Annotated in this window: 25 protein-coding genes; 8 read left to right on the top strand and 17 right to left on the bottom strand. The window is 40.3% G+C overall.

Translation table 11 applies throughout. From position 1 onward, the window contains the following. Positions 1 to 73: 73 nt before the first annotated feature. Entirely contained in the window at positions 74 to 556 is a 483-nt protein-coding gene (locus J2Z48_RS09465; protein ID WP_307252932.1) for a hypothetical protein, read from the top strand. Positions 557 to 672: 116 nt separating this feature from the next. Here the strand turns inward: J2Z48_RS09465 and J2Z48_RS09460 are convergent, their stop codons facing one another. The 3 genes from J2Z48_RS09460 to J2Z48_RS09450 all read right to left on the bottom strand — a co-directional run bounded on the left by J2Z48_RS09460 (position 673) and on the right by J2Z48_RS09450 (position 2,240). Continuing rightward, the gene (locus tag J2Z48_RS09460) at positions 673 to 1,236 is read right to left on the bottom strand and encodes a hypothetical protein (protein ID WP_307252930.1); all 564 of its coding nucleotides are present in this window, start codon (positions 1,234 to 1,236) and stop codon (positions 673 to 675) included. A gap of 150 nt (positions 1,237 to 1,386) precedes the next feature. Continuing rightward, complete coding sequence (locus tag J2Z48_RS09455; protein ID WP_307252927.1) at positions 1,387 to 1,785, bottom strand: DUF1878 family protein; 399 nt, start codon at positions 1,783 to 1,785, stop codon at positions 1,387 to 1,389. A gap of 11 nt (positions 1,786 to 1,796) precedes the next feature. Further along, positions 1,797 to 2,240 (bottom strand): YqxI family protein, encoded by a 444-nt coding sequence (locus J2Z48_RS09450; RefSeq protein ID WP_307252925.1) that lies wholly within the window; start codon positions 2,238 to 2,240, stop codon positions 1,797 to 1,799. 799 nt (positions 2,241 to 3,039) lie between these two features. Between J2Z48_RS09450 and J2Z48_RS09445 the strand changes: the two genes are divergently transcribed. Then, positions 3,040 to 4,401: a helix-turn-helix domain-containing protein gene (locus J2Z48_RS09445; RefSeq protein ID WP_307252922.1), complete on the top strand. Its 1,362-nt coding sequence runs from the start codon at positions 3,040 to 3,042 to the stop codon at positions 4,399 to 4,401. A gap of 254 nt (positions 4,402 to 4,655) precedes the next feature. Here J2Z48_RS09445 and J2Z48_RS09440 read toward each other — a convergent pair whose 3' ends face one another. Further along, on the bottom strand, positions 4,656 to 4,859 hold the full coding sequence (locus J2Z48_RS09440) for an alpha/beta-type small acid-soluble spore protein (protein WP_307252920.1): 204 nt from the start codon (positions 4,857 to 4,859) through the stop codon (positions 4,656 to 4,658). 151 nt (positions 4,860 to 5,010) lie between these two features. After that, a complete protein-coding gene (locus J2Z48_RS09435; RefSeq protein WP_307252917.1) occupies positions 5,011 to 5,181 on the bottom strand; it encodes a hypothetical protein in 171 nt (56 codons plus the stop codon). A gap of 226 nt (positions 5,182 to 5,407) precedes the next feature. On the opposite strand from J2Z48_RS09435, the gene J2Z48_RS09430 reads away from it, so the two are divergent. Continuing rightward, entirely contained in the window at positions 5,408 to 5,566 is a 159-nt protein-coding gene (locus tag J2Z48_RS09430; protein WP_307252915.1) for a hypothetical protein, read from the top strand. A 39-nt stretch (positions 5,567 to 5,605) separates the two neighbouring features. Here J2Z48_RS09430 and J2Z48_RS09425 read toward each other — a convergent pair whose 3' ends face one another. Then, positions 5,606 to 6,025 carry a hypothetical protein gene (locus J2Z48_RS09425; protein ID WP_307252913.1) on the bottom strand — a complete coding sequence of 140 codons (420 nt, stop codon included), beginning with the start codon at positions 6,023 to 6,025 and terminating at the stop codon, positions 5,606 to 5,608. A gap of 151 nt (positions 6,026 to 6,176) precedes the next feature. Here J2Z48_RS09425 and J2Z48_RS09420 point away from each other — a divergent pair, with 151 nt between their 5' ends. Further along, positions 6,177 to 6,875: a hypothetical protein gene (locus tag J2Z48_RS09420; RefSeq protein ID WP_307252911.1), complete on the top strand. Its 699-nt coding sequence runs from the start codon at positions 6,177 to 6,179 to the stop codon at positions 6,873 to 6,875. Between the two features lie 36 nt (positions 6,876 to 6,911). On the opposite strand, the gene J2Z48_RS09415 is transcribed toward J2Z48_RS09420, so the two are convergent. The 4 genes from J2Z48_RS09415 to J2Z48_RS09400 all read right to left on the bottom strand — a co-directional run bounded on the left by J2Z48_RS09415 (position 6,912) and on the right by J2Z48_RS09400 (position 8,964). Next, complete coding sequence (locus tag J2Z48_RS09415; protein ID WP_131849492.1) at positions 6,912 to 7,169, bottom strand: cell division topological specificity factor MinE; 258 nt, start codon at positions 7,167 to 7,169, stop codon at positions 6,912 to 6,914. A 16-nt stretch (positions 7,170 to 7,185) separates the two neighbouring features. After that, positions 7,186 to 7,986, bottom strand: coding sequence for a septum site-determining protein MinD (gene minD, locus J2Z48_RS09410; RefSeq protein WP_307252906.1), 801 nt, complete (start codon positions 7,984 to 7,986; stop codon positions 7,186 to 7,188). A gap of 148 nt (positions 7,987 to 8,134) precedes the next feature. Then, positions 8,135 to 8,599: a zinc ribbon domain-containing protein gene (locus J2Z48_RS09405; RefSeq protein WP_307252903.1), complete on the bottom strand. Its 465-nt coding sequence runs from the start codon at positions 8,597 to 8,599 to the stop codon at positions 8,135 to 8,137. Positions 8,600 to 8,709: 110 nt separating this feature from the next. Next, positions 8,710 to 8,964, bottom strand: coding sequence for a YlbG family protein (locus J2Z48_RS09400; RefSeq protein WP_093290885.1), 255 nt, complete (start codon positions 8,962 to 8,964; stop codon positions 8,710 to 8,712). A 129-nt stretch (positions 8,965 to 9,093) separates the two neighbouring features. Between J2Z48_RS09400 and J2Z48_RS09395 the strand changes: the two genes are divergently transcribed. After that, positions 9,094 to 9,399: a hypothetical protein gene (locus J2Z48_RS09395; protein WP_307252901.1), complete on the top strand. Its 306-nt coding sequence runs from the start codon at positions 9,094 to 9,096 to the stop codon at positions 9,397 to 9,399. A gap of 15 nt (positions 9,400 to 9,414) precedes the next feature. Here the strand turns inward: J2Z48_RS09395 and J2Z48_RS09390 are convergent, their stop codons facing one another. Both J2Z48_RS09390 and J2Z48_RS09385 read right to left on the bottom strand, forming a co-directional pair. After that, positions 9,415 to 9,831: a YlbF/YmcA family competence regulator gene (locus J2Z48_RS09390; RefSeq protein WP_307252899.1), complete on the bottom strand. Its 417-nt coding sequence runs from the start codon at positions 9,829 to 9,831 to the stop codon at positions 9,415 to 9,417. Positions 9,832 to 10,009: 178 nt separating this feature from the next. After that, on the bottom strand, positions 10,010 to 10,219 hold the full coding sequence (locus tag J2Z48_RS09385; protein WP_307252897.1) for a hypothetical protein: 210 nt from the start codon (positions 10,217 to 10,219) through the stop codon (positions 10,010 to 10,012). 84 nt (positions 10,220 to 10,303) lie between these two features. On the opposite strand from J2Z48_RS09385, the gene mgtE reads away from it, so the two are divergent. Continuing rightward, positions 10,304 to 11,653: a magnesium transporter gene (gene mgtE, locus J2Z48_RS09380; RefSeq protein WP_307252895.1), complete on the top strand. Its 1,350-nt coding sequence runs from the start codon at positions 10,304 to 10,306 to the stop codon at positions 11,651 to 11,653. A 111-nt stretch (positions 11,654 to 11,764) separates the two neighbouring features. Next, positions 11,765 to 13,111 carry a hemolysin family protein gene (locus J2Z48_RS09375; protein WP_307252894.1) on the top strand — a complete coding sequence of 449 codons (1,347 nt, stop codon included), beginning with the start codon at positions 11,765 to 11,767 and terminating at the stop codon, positions 13,109 to 13,111. A 53-nt stretch (positions 13,112 to 13,164) separates the two neighbouring features. On the opposite strand, the gene J2Z48_RS09370 is transcribed toward J2Z48_RS09375, so the two are convergent. From J2Z48_RS09370 to J2Z48_RS09355, 4 genes are all read right to left on the bottom strand, one after another. Continuing rightward, positions 13,165 to 14,259: a S8 family peptidase gene (locus tag J2Z48_RS09370; RefSeq protein ID WP_307252893.1), complete on the bottom strand. Its 1,095-nt coding sequence runs from the start codon at positions 14,257 to 14,259 to the stop codon at positions 13,165 to 13,167. 74 nt (positions 14,260 to 14,333) lie between these two features. Beyond that, positions 14,334 to 14,531, bottom strand: coding sequence for a type II toxin-antitoxin system antitoxin (locus tag J2Z48_RS09365; RefSeq protein ID WP_307252892.1), 198 nt, complete (start codon positions 14,529 to 14,531; stop codon positions 14,334 to 14,336). Continuing rightward, on the bottom strand, positions 14,531 to 15,388 hold the full coding sequence (locus tag J2Z48_RS09360; RefSeq protein ID WP_307252891.1) for an SPFH domain-containing protein: 858 nt from the start codon (positions 15,386 to 15,388) through the stop codon (positions 14,531 to 14,533). Before J2Z48_RS09360 ends, J2Z48_RS09365 begins: the two co-directional genes overlap by 1 nt. An 86-nt stretch (positions 15,389 to 15,474) precedes the next feature. Next, positions 15,475 to 16,008, bottom strand: coding sequence for a hypothetical protein (locus J2Z48_RS09355; RefSeq protein WP_307252890.1), 534 nt, complete (start codon positions 16,006 to 16,008; stop codon positions 15,475 to 15,477). Positions 16,009 to 16,117: 109 nt separating this feature from the next. On the opposite strand from J2Z48_RS09355, the gene J2Z48_RS09350 reads away from it, so the two are divergent. After that, complete coding sequence (locus J2Z48_RS09350; protein WP_307252888.1) at positions 16,118 to 16,339, top strand: hypothetical protein; 222 nt, start codon at positions 16,118 to 16,120, stop codon at positions 16,337 to 16,339. A gap of 169 nt (positions 16,340 to 16,508) precedes the next feature. Here the strand turns inward: J2Z48_RS09350 and spoVAD are convergent, their stop codons facing one another. After that, complete coding sequence (gene spoVAD, locus J2Z48_RS09345) at positions 16,509 to 17,531, bottom strand: stage V sporulation protein AD (RefSeq protein WP_307252886.1); 1,023 nt, start codon at positions 17,529 to 17,531, stop codon at positions 16,509 to 16,511. Between the last annotated feature and the right edge of the window lie 12 nt (positions 17,532 to 17,543).

The raw sequence follows: 17,543 nt of genomic DNA, 5'->3' as shown, positions 1-17,543 counted from the left end.
CCACTCCCCTTCACTAACAGGATGGTAAGTGAATATAGATAGGTAAACTGGGCTTGTAGGTAGGTGTTATACCATGAAATCGAGAAAACCCAAGTCCCACAAACGTCCATTTATACACAACACGACTTCTGCACGTAAAACCTCTCGATCCACAAGAGGAAAAACCATTTCCGCGAATCCCCAAGCAAAAAGTAAATCGATTCGGCTAAATTTCATGGACTCTATGAAGAAGCTCGAGGGTCTAGCAGGTAATTTTTCTAAGAAATCAAGTGATGTAAAACAGATGATTGAAGCATTCCAGTCCTTTTCGCGAGCATTTAAAGATCAAGGTGCTTTCAAACAGCTGATTGGAGCCTTATCACAGTTAAATCAATCCCAGCTAAAACCAAAGCCCTCTCCAAAGGGAAAACCGACAAAACAGGCTTCAGACGAAGAAGAGAGGCAAACCATCTCAGAAGATGTAGGTAATACTGACTCGTTATTTAACCTGATCAACTCCCCTGGATTAAACGACTTAGTGAAAACAGTGCTAAGTTCTCGCAAGAAAAAGAAGTAAGTTTGTTTCTCTCTTGATACCTTAGAAATATGTGTCCATGCCACACTTTGTCTATGTCAATACCCAATCACATAGAAAAAGGGCAGAAGCTTTTTCGACTTCTACCCTTTTATTAACTATTCTTTTTCCGATTGTTGTTTGGCTCGCTCTAGAATTTCTTTCATCTCATTGGCATGACATCCCGTTTTTTGAAAATCGACATCTCTCCCAATCTCACTTACCAATGGCCAAAATTCCGCTACGCAGGCAAGGGGTTCTGGGACGATATGATTCGGTGCGATAAAATACGTTTTCTCTTCCCCCGATTGAAAATCGACCCATGTTAAGAATATTACTTTATACTGCACCTGCTGGTCCTCATTTTCATCCGTAGAAAGAAGTAAATCAAAAACTCCCTCATGGGCAAGATATAAATCTTGATAGTTCTCCGTTAGCGATTGTAGGCTCTTCTCATGTAGAGTCTCAAAGGATAACTGTACTTGATCTTCTTCTTCGTTAATCGCAAATGATTTTAAAAGTCCGTATTGATAAATCTTATTTTGATCAAAATCTAATTTACCTATTATGACTTCATCATACGTTTCTAAGTATGTATTTACTCTAGGGGTAAATGTATCAGCGATCATCTCAATGGTGGACATATGACCATTCAGATTACTACCGTAACCAAATGTTTTCATAAAAAAACTCCTTTTTTCATAACGAAAAGTTTCTCTCATTATAACAAAAGAAATAACGAAAAGCAGACAAAGCCTTCTGAAACACACCACCCTTTAACTAACTTTGAAGTGGGTGGTGTGTTTCGGAAGAATGATAGATTTTGGTTTCGATCAATCGAGTAGATACTCACACACATCAGTAAACATAGACTGCACTTTTAAGCTTTTAAGCAAGTATTCAGGATTCATGCTCTTGGGATAAATTCCTTGTAGATACTTAGAGAACTCATCTAAACTTGGCTTTTGATCTGAATACAATTCTTCAGAGCTTATCCCAAATTGGATGAGGGCTGGATCGGGGTCGTTCTTCGAAGGCTCATCCACCTTTTTTTCCAAACGATATGAGAAAGCTGACATTACTTTCAATATCGCTCTCACCTGGTTTTCACTAATATCGTAGTCGATTACGGACATAAAAAAAGCATTCTTTTCGGGATTAAACACGATCTGTTGCATTAGCTTCATGTGATACCTAAGCTTACTTAACTCATCTGCTACGTTTTTTTCCATGCTATCCTCTCCTAAACGATAAGAAACATAATTGCCCACGCTATATTTCGAGCAACCCATTGAGGAAATCCAAGTGTGTGAATCATAAAGTCAATTAAGTTCTGTTCGATCTGTGTAGTAAAGCGGTCTAATGCATCTCCAATCTCATACGAATGTTTTTTGAGATAATCTCCAGCTTCTTTGTTGAGTATTTTCAATAGCTTTCCAATGTAGTCTCCGCCATACTTTAAAGCGTAAACCATTGCTGTTTTTTTCCATCCATTTGGCTTAAAATCTTGTTGTTCATAGGCCGCAGAATAGGTAGGTTGTGCGATTTCCGTACCACTAGGACTTACACCTTTTCTTAAAATATCCTCTTTTTTCTCAACCTCTGATGCAAAAACCTGCAAGCTTGTACCAATACCAGTAACTAAAACCGCAACAGCAATAGTCAGTGTTAAGATAAGTTTTTTCATCTCTCAAAACCCCTTTTCAGTAATAAAAATACGAAGGATGAGCTACTTCATTCTTCTACACCCTTCGTATTTACATAATGAAGAAACCAATGAAAATACTGTAAGAATAGACCAAATACATCGAGAACTAGATGCTCGCTTCTAAAGGCGGATCGCCTACAAACAGTTTGTACATAAAGTCGTGCCTCCTCCTAATTCAATTGAAAAAATGATGGAGAGAGTAAGGTCTGAGAACAGGTGATCAGTAAATAAATGTCGAAATTAGATATGTGAGGGAGACAATGCTAATTGGAAAAAATATCGTACCCATGTCCATAAAAAATGGTGTTGTTGTCGTCCATTTTGAATTGTTTCCATGTAATGTTTGGTAGATAAATCTTCACTTTCGTGTCAGTTGTGATGACAAGCGTTTGTTCTGTTTTTCTACGGCTGGCAACATAGATCTCTTCCGTAGTTTCGTCAGGTAGTTGGGTCGTCCGACGTTCTTCCAGATCGAACTCGTTTTAAAGCTAATGTAGAGCATTTTAACGCATCCAGAGACTTGGCTTTGATATGAAACCATAGCATATTTTTCCCCTCCCTTTATCAAGTTTTCGCAATTATCTACTAGGATGTCTCCTGACTACATTCTACTATGCTGTAATAAAAGTACAAAAGTTTGGAATTATATACAAATCATTCGATCTAAGTAGGTAGTTCACCATAGTATGTATACAATCTACTTGTCATCCTGTTTTCGTTTGGACGGAAGTCGTCGTTCCAATAGAAAGCAAAATTCCAATTCAAATAGGGTGAAAAAATGGCACTTATTTTAGTGAATGGTCGACTGGCACAAGCAATTAAAGAAGCTAGAAACGCTCGAAATATGCACCAAGACGATGTTTCCATCGAAACAGGGATATCATCCGCTCATTTGTATAATATCGAGAAAGGATACATCCGTGCAGATCAGGATAAGCTCCAAAAGATTTGCAACTTGTTCGATTTAAACTTAGAAAAACTATTGGAGGATGAGGACCTTCCAGTTGAAGGGAATCTATCTGAAATCATGCAACTCATCGAATGGGAACTGACGGAGAATCTTTCGAAAGCAATGGAACATCTTCGTCAATTTGAAACACAACAGATTCACTTAGAAGGGAAAACACCTTTATTAGAGATGAATTGCTCCTATCTACGGGGCAAGCATGCAAAAATGAGAGAACGTCATGACGTAGCGATTCAATATTTTAAACAAGTTATCAGCATCGCTAACGAATCAGGTGAGTCTTTGGTGCATAACTTCGTGTGTGCTAGCTATTATGGAATATCACAAGTTTTACACCAGCAAAACAAACTATTACCAGCTCTCCAAGCAGCTAGACACGGAATTAACTCCTTCCAGCCTGATGGTGAGCGCACCTATCTCTATCTACTACTTTGTATTAATCAAGCATCTATTCTTGAAAAGCTAGACCGCGATCACGAAGCTTTACGGTTGATTGAATCATTGTGGGATGATCGAAAGTATATGGATTTTTCCGATGCTCGATTAAATCTGTATCAAATTCGAGTGGAGATTTTGACGAAGCAAGGGAGGTTTCGAGAAGCTATTCAATTTGCAAGAGAAGGATTGGACCTATCTCGATTAGATCGAAATATACACCGCCAATTTGAATTTTTATCTTCATTGGGTGTTGCTTTTTCCTCACTTGGAGATCTATTCATGGCCAAGCTATATTTCGAAAAGGCAATTCAACTGGAACCAAAAATTAGGCGAAAATATCTCGTATCCACCACATACACTCAATTAGGAAGAATCCTTATGCAACAACAACGTTACGAAGAAGCCATTAGCCATCTGAAATATGCGATTGAACTAGCTAAGGAAGATGAATTCTATTTGGCTAAAGCTTTATCCGTCATGGGTGAATGTTACTATCGTCAAGGACTCGAACTAGAAGCTCTCCCCTATTTAAACAATGCAAGGGAAATCTACAGCAATTTAAAACTTGACCATATGGGGGACAATGTACTACTTTTAATATCAGATATATCTCTACGTTACCAATCTTCTGGATATGAAAATAGTCTTCAGACTTATCTTCAGAACCAGATTCATAAACAATTACAAGGAGTGAATCATATGTTCAATTTTGTGAATGAGCCGCCAGATGCCTAAATAGCTGAATTTTGAAGAAGGTATCACTTACAGGGAGTGAATCATATGTTCAATTTTGTAAGTGAGCCACCCGAAGTCTAAGGTGAATACGTCCACAGGGTTACATGAATGGTAAGCTCTAATTAAAAACACTTAAGCAGAGTCCTCTTTTAGATAAATTGGCTCTATTCTAAGTGTTTTTAGTCTGTCTTTTCAATTCCTCAAAATAACGAAAGGCAGTGGGGTCGCCACTGCCTTTCTAACCAAGTATTCAATTAACCACGGAATCCGCCAAGTTGTGATTCAGCCAAAGCAACAAGACGCTTTGTGATTTCTCCACCCACGCTACCGTTAGCACGTGAAGTAGTTTCACCGCCAAGTTGTACACCAAACTCAGAAGCGATCTCATATTTCATTTGATCAAGAGCTTGAGAAGCACCATTTACAACCAAGTTGTTAGAAGAAGAGCTACGAGACATTTGTTTTCACCTCCTCGCTGTTTGTACTCTTATATTGTGTCGAAATGAGTTTTTCATGTGTAGGAAATTTTGGTACTTTTTATTTTGCGATCAGACAAATAAAAAGCAGATATCCCGTTTTAGGACATCTGCTTTTTTTGCTATTTTATTTTCAACTACAAAGCTTTGCTTGCTTTTTAAGGTCACGACGTTCTTTCCAAATCTGCTTCATCTCTTCATATAAATCATATTGTTGCAAGAACTCATGGCGCTCTTTGGCTAATAAGTATTCTTGTTCCAAGTGGTTTAACCGCTCTTCCAGTGCATGTAGTTTTTCTTGCATATCTCCAGCACCTCTTATCTTTTATTTTAGAGACGAGATAAACATGATTAAAACCTTATATACCCCATTTACGTAAATCAAAACCAAAAAAGTACATTTTTTTTGAATATGAATCAAATGAATAACGGCTATATAGACAGTTATTATTCACACACAATCCATTCTTGCTTTTGATAAAATAGGAAATACGCTAAAGATAACCATTTAACTGAAAGGAGTTTTTCCTATGTCAGTCAAGAAACATTATATGCCACCTTTTCTGGAAGAATTCCGATCCATGAAACTAGAAATCATGATCCGTGATCTTTCCAAACTCTCACCCGAAGATTTAATAAAAATTCGCCACGAAATCGATCAATTGCTTGATACAGAAACGAAGGAATAAACGCACAAAAAACCAGCTTAGCGAAACATAAAGCTGGTTTCATTGATTTTGCTGATAAAATGAACGGGATATGATCGAATCACGAAACAGTCGATACATCTTTAGTGCGTCTACCGCTTTATAAAGCTCTGTACCCGCAGAGATCGTTTGATCTTCATCCATTCTTATGTAGTCATGTTTCTTTAACAATAATAAAATTTGCATACATTGTTCTTTACTGCCAAGATATTCGAAAAATAGTCGTTGTAATTCAGCAATCGTAACAATCTTTTTCTGTCTTCTTTGCTCTAGATCTTTATCTAATTGAGGATAGACAAGAAGCCCCCATAAAATGACAATAGCAGCACGCGCGGAAGCATCCCATTTTTTATGTGGTGGTGATTCCGTGGGAGACTTCTTTGGAAAATGTATTCGTGTCGATAGGAAAGAGCTAATTTCTTTTATAGTTAAAGAATTCATTCTCATTTCCTCCTTTTTCCAAAAAATAAAATCTATTAATGTGTATCGTCATTAATCCACCTTTTTATACCTACGTAGAAAAATGACTGTCTTTTCTGTTATATTAGTAAATATAGAGTATCCAGATTTTATGGAGAAAGGAGTTCGGAATATGTATGATCCAAAAAAAGGGAAATATACAGAGGAAGAAAATACCCGTATCATAGAGGCTATCAATAACGGATCAGCGGCGGGCAAACGGGATCGGGATTTATTAAAACAAATCTCATTGGATTTAAATAGAGGGTACGCGGGGATTATGTCTCATGTTCGAAAATTACGTGCAGAAAACCCCAATCGATTTATCCATACCGATGGTGATTCTACCACATACCGCTTAAACAGCTGGGAAGAAGAAGAGGAGAATCTGGTAATCGATACGGTAAATCGTTTTTTAAAAGAAGGGAAATCGCTTTCAACTGCCATTGCAGAATTAGAATCAAAACTGTCTCGGACTCAAGGTGCCATTTATCAAAGAATCTATACATTACGCCGAAAAAATCCGGAAAAGTTCTCATTCGTCCCGGAGCAACGCCCTCGCAAACGACGGCAATTACAAGACTGGCAATTGAATCGAGCTACGCTTCAAAAAGCACATCCTTCGTTTGAAGAATCATTAATTTTAAAAACATTTGAAGATCGATATGGTCGGTCTACTCCCGCAACCAAAGATCAATTAGTTCGATTAATGAGACAATACGGATGCACTCGTGTTTCGATCGCTTTATTGACACTCGAAGAGGACAAAAACTTCCCTAACATCGTGGCAGATTTTTTGTCCAGTCGATTACAACACCGGCATTTTCTATAAGGAGTAAAAAAGCACGAATCCAAATGGATCGTGCTTTTACCCATTTTCTTTTTTGCGAACGGGAATACTGGCGTTAATAATCGTAGTTCGTTCCTTGGATTGAGGAATGATGGTCACTTGTCCCACAACATCAAAGTCAAACTCGTCACAAAGTTCAATCAATCTAGCTTGAAAGAACTTTAGCTTTCTCTCATCTATATCAGAACGCTGATAGCTTAAAACTAAGGATAAACGATCATCTGCCTTGGTAGCGGTCGGCTCTTCTTTACTACCAAACATATTTAAAAATGTCATATTCCACTCTCGCCTCCTATGCTATATGAAACAAGCGTTTGATTTTTGAGATCAACGTATCCGACTCTAATTCTAGGAATGGAACATCATGACCAGATAGGCGACGAGCAATATTGGCATATGCTTTCCCAGCCATTGACTTATCATCTAAAATGACCGGCTCTCCTGTATTAGAAGAACGGATAATCCGTTTGTCTTCTGGTACGATCCCGAGTAAATTGATAGCTAAGTGGTTTTGGACTCGTTCTACACTAAGCATATCTCCATCCTTGATCATATCCGATTGGACACGATTGATTACAAGATCAATCTGCCCTATATTGGCTGATTCCAAAAGCCCAATAACCCGGTCAGAATCTCGTACGGATGGGATTTCTGGATTTACTACGATAATCGCACGATCAGCAGCCACGATGGCATTACGGAATCCACCTTCAATTCCTGCTGGTGAATCAATTAAAATATAATCAAACTCTTTTCGAAGCTCATGAATCAACTGTTCCATTTGTTGTGGAACTACTTCTTCTTTATAACGAGTTTGGGCTGCTGGTAACAACGCCAACTCTGGGTACTCCTTATGGCGCACCAAGGCTTGTCTGATCTTACATTGTCCTTCGACAACATCTACCAAGTCATACACAATACGGTTCTCTAACCCTAGCATCAAATCTAACTTACGAAGACCAATATCCGTATCCACCAAACAAACCCGGTAGCCTAACTGAGCCAATCCTAAGCCAGCGGAGGCAACAGTAGTTGATTTCCCTACTCCACCTTTTCCGCTGGTAATCGTAATTGCAACAGAACGATGATTCAATGTCAAGCACCCCTTTCTCCATATTCAACTAGAAGGAAGACATGTCTCATATTCATTTCCGTTTTTTCTACAAGTTTCCTCCATATTGTAGCAAAAATGACTACATAAAAAAAGGAAATATTTAGCACTATTACAATTATTTATTATTCTAATAAAATCTCTGACCACAGGTAGAACATTGATTCGATTGATTCGGTATTTGGTGAGCACAAGAAGGACAAATATAAACGACAGCCATCGACATCGGCGCCATTGGCATTTGACCAGCTTGTGGTGCTTGATTAGGCATATGTTGAATATAGTCCGTTCTAGTTTGATTTGTCTCTTCTTTTAACGATTGGATCATATTTTCGATTGATTTCATTTCCTCTTTCATAGCCGTGGCTTTCTGAAACTGAGCTTCTAATTCTGAATTCATCTGGATGGTTTGAGTTTGTTCCCACTGCTGAAGGGTATACTGTCCAAGTTGACCCATTAATTGACCTAATTCCTGTTTCTTTCCATTTAATTTCTGGTTTAGACGATTCACCTCCAGCATTCTCTGAGAAGATTTACTAACCTGTTCGACACCTTTTCCTATTTTTTGCTTGATATCTTGTAAAAAGCTACTCAAATTTGATCATCCTTTCGTATAAAGTTTTCTATTCTAATTGTACGGGAACTAAAAAAGATCCGCCACTAGAATGATAGCGACAGATCTGATTATTGTTTGTACAAAATTCGTTAGGTCGTAGGAAGATCTACTTTTTTTCCAAAATCGAGTGAAATGCTGCTCCGATAAGAGCGTTCAACTCGCCCTACATACGGAAGGCGTTCAATTCGCTTTATCCATTGATCTGCTGATTTTCGATCAATATATAGAATCACATACTTAAATCGTTTGGAGATATAATGAATGTTCCCCATACGTGAAAGGGATTTAGCTGATTTTAGATCTTTCACCCACACTACGAGCCCTAAACGTTCGACCATATTCATAACAAGGTACCACTACGATATGTCCCGTAGCTTTCCTTTCATATTTGGTTAGGAAACGAGGGGAGAACTACCTTTATCGTACCATGTGAAGATACTTCATTCAACTCTACAGAAAGAAGGCGAACTGGATTGAGAAACCCACTCTATCAAAAACTACAAGAACAAATGATCGAAAAACTGACCATGCGTCCCTATGCAGGAGTTGCCTTTCTTTATGCAAATAAGGAGCACTATCCATCAAGGGAATCATTTGAAAATGAGTTACGTGACATCGCTCAAGAACTAATTCTCGGGACGATCTGGAGCTTCACCTATCTTTTTATCCGCACCTCAACACATGCCTATGTATATCGTGCCCAATTTGTTGCACCCATGGAAAAAAGTTTTTGCTGCGGAAACGGTTGTCCGGACTGTGTCCGTTTACGATCCACTTAAGTAAGCAAGTAGTGCTTACGGGTGACACGCTCCTCGCCTTTGTTTCCCTGGTGTGCTTGAATCTGGAATCGGAATATGAATTTGATGCGAGACTGATTTTGCAATCGTAGACGAGATTTGGTATAGAAGTTGATCCAATCTCTCTTCTGCTTCTAGGAACTGGCGAATCACCGAGTTGTTTCGTAATTGCGCCTGAACTTCTTCTATCTCCTGCTTAGCTTCATGATAATTGGGATGAAAAATACCAAATCTCTTTGTTTCCTCATATAACTCTTTTTTCTTTTGAAACTCACTTATTAATTTTTGAGCCTCAACATCCTCTTGCAACTCCGCTTGACTACAAAGATAGCTTTGTACTTCGTGCGATTTATTAATTTCATCAGCCAAGTCATAGGCATCTGATAATAATTCCGTCATATCAATCGTTTTCATTCCGGTTTCACCCTCCCTATGTATTTTAACAAACTTTTCCCCTCCTTTGTTCTGGAAGATGTACGAAAAAAAACCTCCAGTCATCTAGATGGAGGAAAATGGTAAGGAAGGGCGGAAGCAAAATTGCTTCCTCTACTATGTATGCCTCTTTTGTAAGAAGCATTCTTCTGATTCATCCTTACTCGTCTTTCACTTCAATCCAAGGAGACTGTGGGGATTCAGGTGATTCCCACAAACTATGATAACGTTCCTCGTTTCTGTGCAGACTAACAGGTGATGCAAATTGGGATGGACGCCAATGATAAAAAAACTGGCTTCGAAATTGCATCCATGATTGAATCGAGACAAGGTTTGTATGGATTTTATCGTGCATTGTAGATTTTTCCATGTACATTCCCTCCGCTTACACCAACTTAGATGCTCTATTGTATGCGATCACCCACGTAGTGGTTCAGTCAGAAAGGAGAGAAACATGATCTCTCTCACAGAATTAGCTGAATTACAGTCTAGATTAGAAATGAAGGATCCGAATGCCATTCAAGAACTACTAGAAGAGCTGCCACCTTATGATCTACGCCAATTTTTCTTCTTCATTGATGAAGAACAGCAGAAAGAGTTGCTCTCCTACTTATCGATCTCCAAGACGGCTCATCTTTTTGAAGAGATGGAGCATCTCGAACAAAAAAGACAATTTATGAATTTGATTCCAGATGCTCAAAAGTCACAGATCTTTCGTGAAGTCGCTTCTGATGACCTCGCTGATTTCCTCGGAGAAATTAGTCAAAATGAAGCGGAAACGATTCTAACCAAATTAGACCAGCCGGAAGCAGAAAATGTTCGGGATCTTCTTCACTATCCAGAAGATACAGCAGGCGGATTAATGACGACCGAGTACGTTCATATTATGAGTGAGATCACCGCTTCCGAAGCGATCGATCAACTACGTCAAAAAGCCCCTGATGCTGAAACCATCTATTATCTTTATGTAGTCGATGTGAATGGGCACCTACTAGGAGTCGTCTCACTACGGGAATTATTAATCGCAAAGCCTGAAGTAAAAATCCATGACATCATGTATGAGCGAATTATCTCAGTACCTGTGGACTTGGATCAAGAAGAAGTGACGAAAGTCTTTACGAGGTATAACCTGCTTGCTGTTCCTGTTGTGGATCACCAGCATACCTTACGCGGGATTGTGACAGTGGATGATGTGATGGATGTATTAATTGAGGAGGCACAAGAAGACTTTGCTAACTTCTCTGGGGGCGGAGGCGACCAAGGTCTATTTATCTCTCCCATACAAGCTGTCCGTAAGCGGATTCCTTGGCTGATCTTACTTCTTCTCATTGGGTTAATCACCGCTAATCTGATTAATCTATTTCAAGAAACCACTCAAAAACTGCCGATTTTATTAATCTTCATGCCTATGATCGCTGGGATGACTGGAAACGCAGCAACGCAATCCTTGGCCACCGTGATTCGGTTGATCTCAAATGGAGAATTGACGAAAGAGAATTATGGAAAGCTACTACGCCAAGAAAGTACCATTGCCATGCTGATAGGGCTTTTTTGTAGCTTATTCATTTTAGGATTTATTAGCCTTTGTTACGATGGGCGACTAGGGATTTTAGTGGCAGTGTGCCTATTTTTCACACTCATCATTGGAACGATTGTAGGAACGATGATCCCGATGGTCCTACAAGTTTTTAAGATCGATCCTACCGTGGCATCCGGACCACTTATTACTACGATTAACGATGTCGTCTCGTTGATGATTTATTTTGGTTTAGCCACCCTCTTCGTCCAATTAATCAGCAGTTGACTGTCATACAATTTTCAAAGGACTAATATTCCTTTATAACAAGGCAGTTCCTAAGGTATAATGTTGTTCAAAATAGGTAACATTTTCTACACACATAGGGGGTCTCAATCGTTGGATAGCGATCTGGTAAGTACGTTTTGGAATTTTGGATTAGTTGTATTTCTTGTGCTTCTAAATGGCTTTTTCGTAGCATCAGAGTTTGCCTTGGTAAAGGTGCGTTCCACACGGATTGCACAGTTAACCGAAGAAGGCAATTTCCGCGCTCTAGCAGCACAAAAACTAATTGCTAATCTAGATGCATATCTATCCGCTACACAACTTGGAATCACATTGGCATCACTAGGGCTTGGTTGGGTTGGTGAACCGTTTGTAGCGAGACTAATTACACCACTCATTCAAACCTTTCATTTGCCCGAAAATGTAGTCCATATCATTTCGTTTGCCATAGGCTTTTCGATTATTACGTTTCTACATATTGTCATTGGTGAAATGGCACCAAAATCGCTAGCCATTCGTCAAGCAGAACGGGTTACCCTTGTCATATCAAGACCCCTACACTGGTTCTTTCTGCTCTTCCGTGCTCCCATCTGGTTGTTAAACTCATCAGCAAATAAACTCTTACAATGGCTAGGAGTAGGTATAGATGCCGAGCACCAAGCCGCTCACACAGAAGAAGAGATCCGAATGCTGGTAGAGCAAAGCCATAAAAGTGGCATCATTGATCAAACAGAGCTTTCTCTATTTGATAACATCTTTGAATTCGCAGACCGAGTGGGTCGTGAAGTAATGGTTCCTCGGATCAATATGGTATGTCTGTATGCGACGGACTCTATCGAAGAAAACATTGATGTCGCTAAAAAGAGCCAATTTACACGTTTTCCGTTATGTGGAAAAGATAAAGATGAAATTCTAGGCGTTATACATATCAGAGACCTATATGAATGTCTGATTGAAGGTGGTACTCCTGATTTAATTGAGATTGCTCGTCCATCTGTCCAGGTTCCCGAGACGATGGAAATCAAAGATATTTTACGGACTCTCCAAAAAAACAGAACCGAAATGGCCATTGTAATTGATGAATATGGTGGTACCTCTGGAATCGTAACCTTAGAAGACATCATTGAAGAAATCGTCGGAGAGATCCAAGATGAGTTCGACGATGAGCGTCCTTTCTTCCAAGAAAAATCGAGTGGAACTTCTATTGATGCTAGACTGTTAATCGAAGAGGTAAACGAATACTTTAACATTGAGATTGAAGATGAAAACAATGACACCATCGGTGGTTGGGTCTTCTCTCAACTACAAGCTCTACCGAAAGTCGGTGTTTCAGTTCATTTTCTAGAGTTTATCTTTACCGTACAAGAGATGGACTCTCGTAGCATCACCCGTTTACTCGTTCGGAAGCCTGATAAAGCTGAACTCTTACAGGATCACGACGATACACTCTTACATACATAAATCCAAATGAAAAACACGCCTTTCCGTCTAACGAAAAGCGTGTTTTTTCATGATTAAAACTGCACCAAACCATGTCCTGTTAATGAGTTTCGTCCTGATGAACTAAGCACTTTGGTTGAAGCAAATAATCGCTTCAAAATCGCCGCATGACCGATTTTTGGATGCTTTTGCTTGAATAAAGCCAACACTCCCGATACATGAGCTGCTGCCATCGAAGTCCCGCTTAAAGAGGCATACTTCATCCCCGGATATGTGCTGACCACTTTTACTCCCGGAGCAGCCACATCTACCGAAGAGCCTGTCGCCGAAAAAGAGGCTCGTTTGTTATTTTTACTAAGCGCAGCCACTGCAATCGCATTCTGTACTCTCGCAGGGACTTCTACAGTATCCCCTTTTCCGGATAACTGCCCCGCGTTTCCAGCCGCCGCAACGACGAATATTCCTTTACGTGTAGCTGCTTGGATCGCTTTTTCTAATGCAACTGGACTCACCTTTCCACCACTAATGCTAATATTTAAGATATCCATATTATTGGCAATTCCCCATTCAATCCCGCGTACGAGATCTGATAGAGACCCGACACCTTTCTTATTTAACACCTTAATCGCATATAAGGAAACATCCGGAGCTACTCCAATAATGCCATATTGATTCATCGCCGCTCCAATCACTCCCGATACATGTGTTCCATGACCATTTGCGTCATGTGGCGGTTTTCCTGGTTCAATAATATTGACTCCACCTTGGATGTTTTGACTCAAATCGGGGTGACTAAAATCAATTCCTGTATCAATAATTCCAACTTTAATTCCTTTTCCTGTAAAAGATCGATTTTGCCCTCGCAGAACTCGACGAATATTCCATGGTAATACTTCACCTTTTTGTTTTGTTTTTACTGAGCGCTTCTTCGGATACACTTTTTGTAATTCGTATGGAAACAGCTGCAGGGATCTTTCCGACTCTACATGAACTAATTCTGGATCCCTCTCTATTTGTTTCATTTGTTTCCAAGATGACACTGTTGCTGTAATCAAAGGTGTATAGCATCCGACATACTCCACTTGACACCCTAGCTCTAAGAGACGCTCTGCACTGGATTCATGCTGATAGAGAAAGGTAAACCGTTGCCCCTCCTGATGACTTTCCATAAAAAATCACCTCTTTCTCCTAGATATGAAGAATGAGGTGTGATGGCTTGGACTTCTATAAAAATATACTTACTCTATAGGAGATCTTCGAGATTCTCCTCTGAACTTTGTTTATCCTTTGATTTCCTCATCTTTCGATGTTTGGAAACAGACGAGCGAAGGATGAATTCGATTTGAGCATTCACACTCCGAAATTCATCCGCTGCCCATTTTTCAAGGTCTTGATAGAGATCTGGATCTAGACGAAGTAAGAATTTCTTTTTAGAGCTCATTATTGATAAAGAGTACCCGTATTAATCACAGGACTTACATTTCCTTCTGAGACCAAAGCGACGAGCAGATTATTTACCATCGCTGCCTTTTTCTCATCATCTAATTCGAAGCCCTGCTTTTCTAATTTAGCTAACACCGTCTCCACCATCCCCATAGCACCTTCTACAATCTGCTGACGAGCGGCAACAACAGCCGAAGCTTGTTGTCTACGCAACATCACCTGCGCAATCTCAGGCGCATAGGCGAGGTGACTAATTCTTGCTTCCATTACTTCGATTCCAGCCATCTCTAAACGCTCATGAAGTTCTTTCTCAAAGGTATTCATAATTTCCGTTGGATTCCCACGTAAAGATAATCCATCCTGTGGAGCATCGTAGGGAAAATGACTTGCTAGGGAACGAAGAGCGGTTTCGCTCTGAATATCGGCAAATTTTTTATAGTCATCCACATGAAAAGTAGATTGAGTTGGATTCTTTACTCTCCACACGATTACAGCCGCAATCTCGATTGGATTCCCATCCGAATCATTTACTTTTATGCGATCCGTATGAAAATTCCTTACTCGCAAACTAATCTTCGTACGTTGAGAGAAGGGATTGACGAAATGAAATCCTTCTTCCCTAAGTTCTCCTATATACTTACCCAAAAACGTACAAACACGAGATTCATTGGGCTGGATTACTACAAATCCACCACTTAGCATGAGACCCAAAACAAATAAAATGATACCAAACACCTGAGCTCCACCATCAGAATTGCCTAGTACCAATCCACCCACGAGCAATAGAAGCAACTGAACCGTCATAGCAAGAAAGCCGTTGACATGCCAAACAGGTTGTTCTTTCATCCGTTCCATTCTCATCACCCATTTCATATTGTTATCAAAGTGATATCACTTTGTTATTATTATACTACCTCCCATCGTCAGGGTGAAACCTATTTTTATGATAAAAATGAAAAATGTCTCTTTTGGTCCGATCCCGTGGCTCTAGAAGAGACCCACGATACTTGTTGAATGGAAATATGATCTTGTGTCAGCATCTGCTTTAATTTCCTGTACAGTCTGGACGCCTCATCTGGGGTCATCCGTATAAACGGAAAATAGATACGCGGTATCCATTCATCCGGCTGGTAGGTAGGGCAAATCCCCATTCGAATCGACCTCGTCTCCTCCCAGATCGTTTGCTGAAGTTGAACAAGGGGATAGCTCTTCACAATGGGAATGTAGAATCGAGGACTCCTCACTTCCGTCATCCCCACTCCACAACAATGGATACAAAATGATTCTTGCTGTGGGATAATTCGTTCTAAGATCCCTTGCAAGCCTTTCACTTCGTATCCATTGGCAACTTGATACACGAGTTGAGGTGGAAACGCACCGGAGTCTTCAATGTGGCATTGGTTCGTCGCTTCAATCCAGATTTGTTGAATTCGCTTCTCTTCTATCTTAGGTAAATAGGACAAAATCGCGTTCATCGAGCATTCTCCTTTAAGTCTGAATCGTGTTGCAACTAGTTAAGAGATATGTTCGTGATGAAGAGGCAATTTCCTGTAAGTTTATATGATACATAGCTTGTATTTAAAAATGAAAAGAAAGGAACAGGTTATTGGAGTCTACCCGGGGCATGTATCTGCTCACAGCTCAAATAGTAAACCTGTGATTAACAACAAATTTGATTGGAGGGAAGGGAGAGTCTGTTCGATTATTGCGATGTTATCGATCCTACTTAGCGTAGCGATCCGTAATGTAGGGCGTTTTTGGTGCAACATGTTTGAGCGTTCTTTGCGAGTTTTGCATCTGCCCTAGCGGAGGATCGAGGAGCGGACATCTCCACTTCTCTGTGGGATCGGTATCTGAGCAGTGATCGAACAGACTCTCCTGCCCTCGATACCCAATAAGTTTTTAGCCTTTAATCTTTAGTTTTTAGCCTTTAATCTTTAGCTTTTAGTCTTTAATCCTTAATCACCAATCCCCATCAAAAAGTTAATGTATCCGATTCAAACGCAACAGCATGCGCAACACAAGGAATAGGCTCTCCTTGCTGATAAGAAATAGGGGATAACAGAGCGCCGGTTGCGACTACTAAGATGCGATGAAGGTTGCCTCTTTCAATTTCTTTCATGAGGTGTCCGTAGGTTACGCACGCACTAGAGGCACATCCGCTTGCTCCAGCAAACTGTTCTTGTTCCTCACTATAGATCATCATGCCACAATCTCGGAACCGTTCCCCCATTTGATATCCTTCATTCATCAGTAGTTCTCTGGCAATCGGATGACCCACGGTTGCTAAATCACCGGTTACGATGAGATCGTAATCACTTGGCTTTCTCCCAGTATCTTGAAAGTGAGTCGCAATCGTTTTGGCGGCGGCTGGAGCCATGGCTGATCCCATATCAAACGGATTTTTCACACCCAAATCCATTACCTTGCCCACTGTAGCATGGGTGATACAGGGACCACTCCCTCCAATCCCTACAACGCCTGCTCCAGCACCCGTTACGGTCCACTGAGCCGTATCAGGCTTCTGTCCACCAAACTCCGTGGGAAAACGATACTGTTTTTCTGCTGTACAGTTATGACTGCTTACTCCTGCTACTGCATACTGCACGAATCCAGCATCTACTAAAGAGGTGGCTAGAAGCAGAGAGAGCATAGAAGTCGAACATGCCCCATATACACCCATAAACGGAATTTGCGTTGTCTGAGCCGAAAAGGAGGCTGTAATATTTTGATTCAACAAGTCCCCTGCGAGGTACGCACCGATCTGCTTTGTGCTAAGACCCGCCTTCTCAATAGCCGTATTTACAGCATCCTCTAGTATTTTCCGCTCCGCTTTCTCCCATGTCTCTTGCCCCGCATATAGATCATTGTGAATCAGGTCATATTCCTTGCCTAGGAGTCCTGCTCCTTCTTTGGGTCCTACTACAGCAGCACTTGATTGTAAACGTACATCATTTAAAAATTGAAATGTACTTGATCCGATATAGCGTTGGTGCACCATTCTCCCTCC

This window comes from Croceifilum oryzae, assembly GCF_030814315.1.
GTDB classification, from domain to species: domain Bacteria; phylum Bacillota; class Bacilli; order Thermoactinomycetales; family Thermoactinomycetaceae; genus Baia; species Baia oryzae.
The sequence above is the reverse complement of the archived record's forward strand: the minus strand, read 5'-3'. Positions and strand labels throughout refer to the sequence as shown.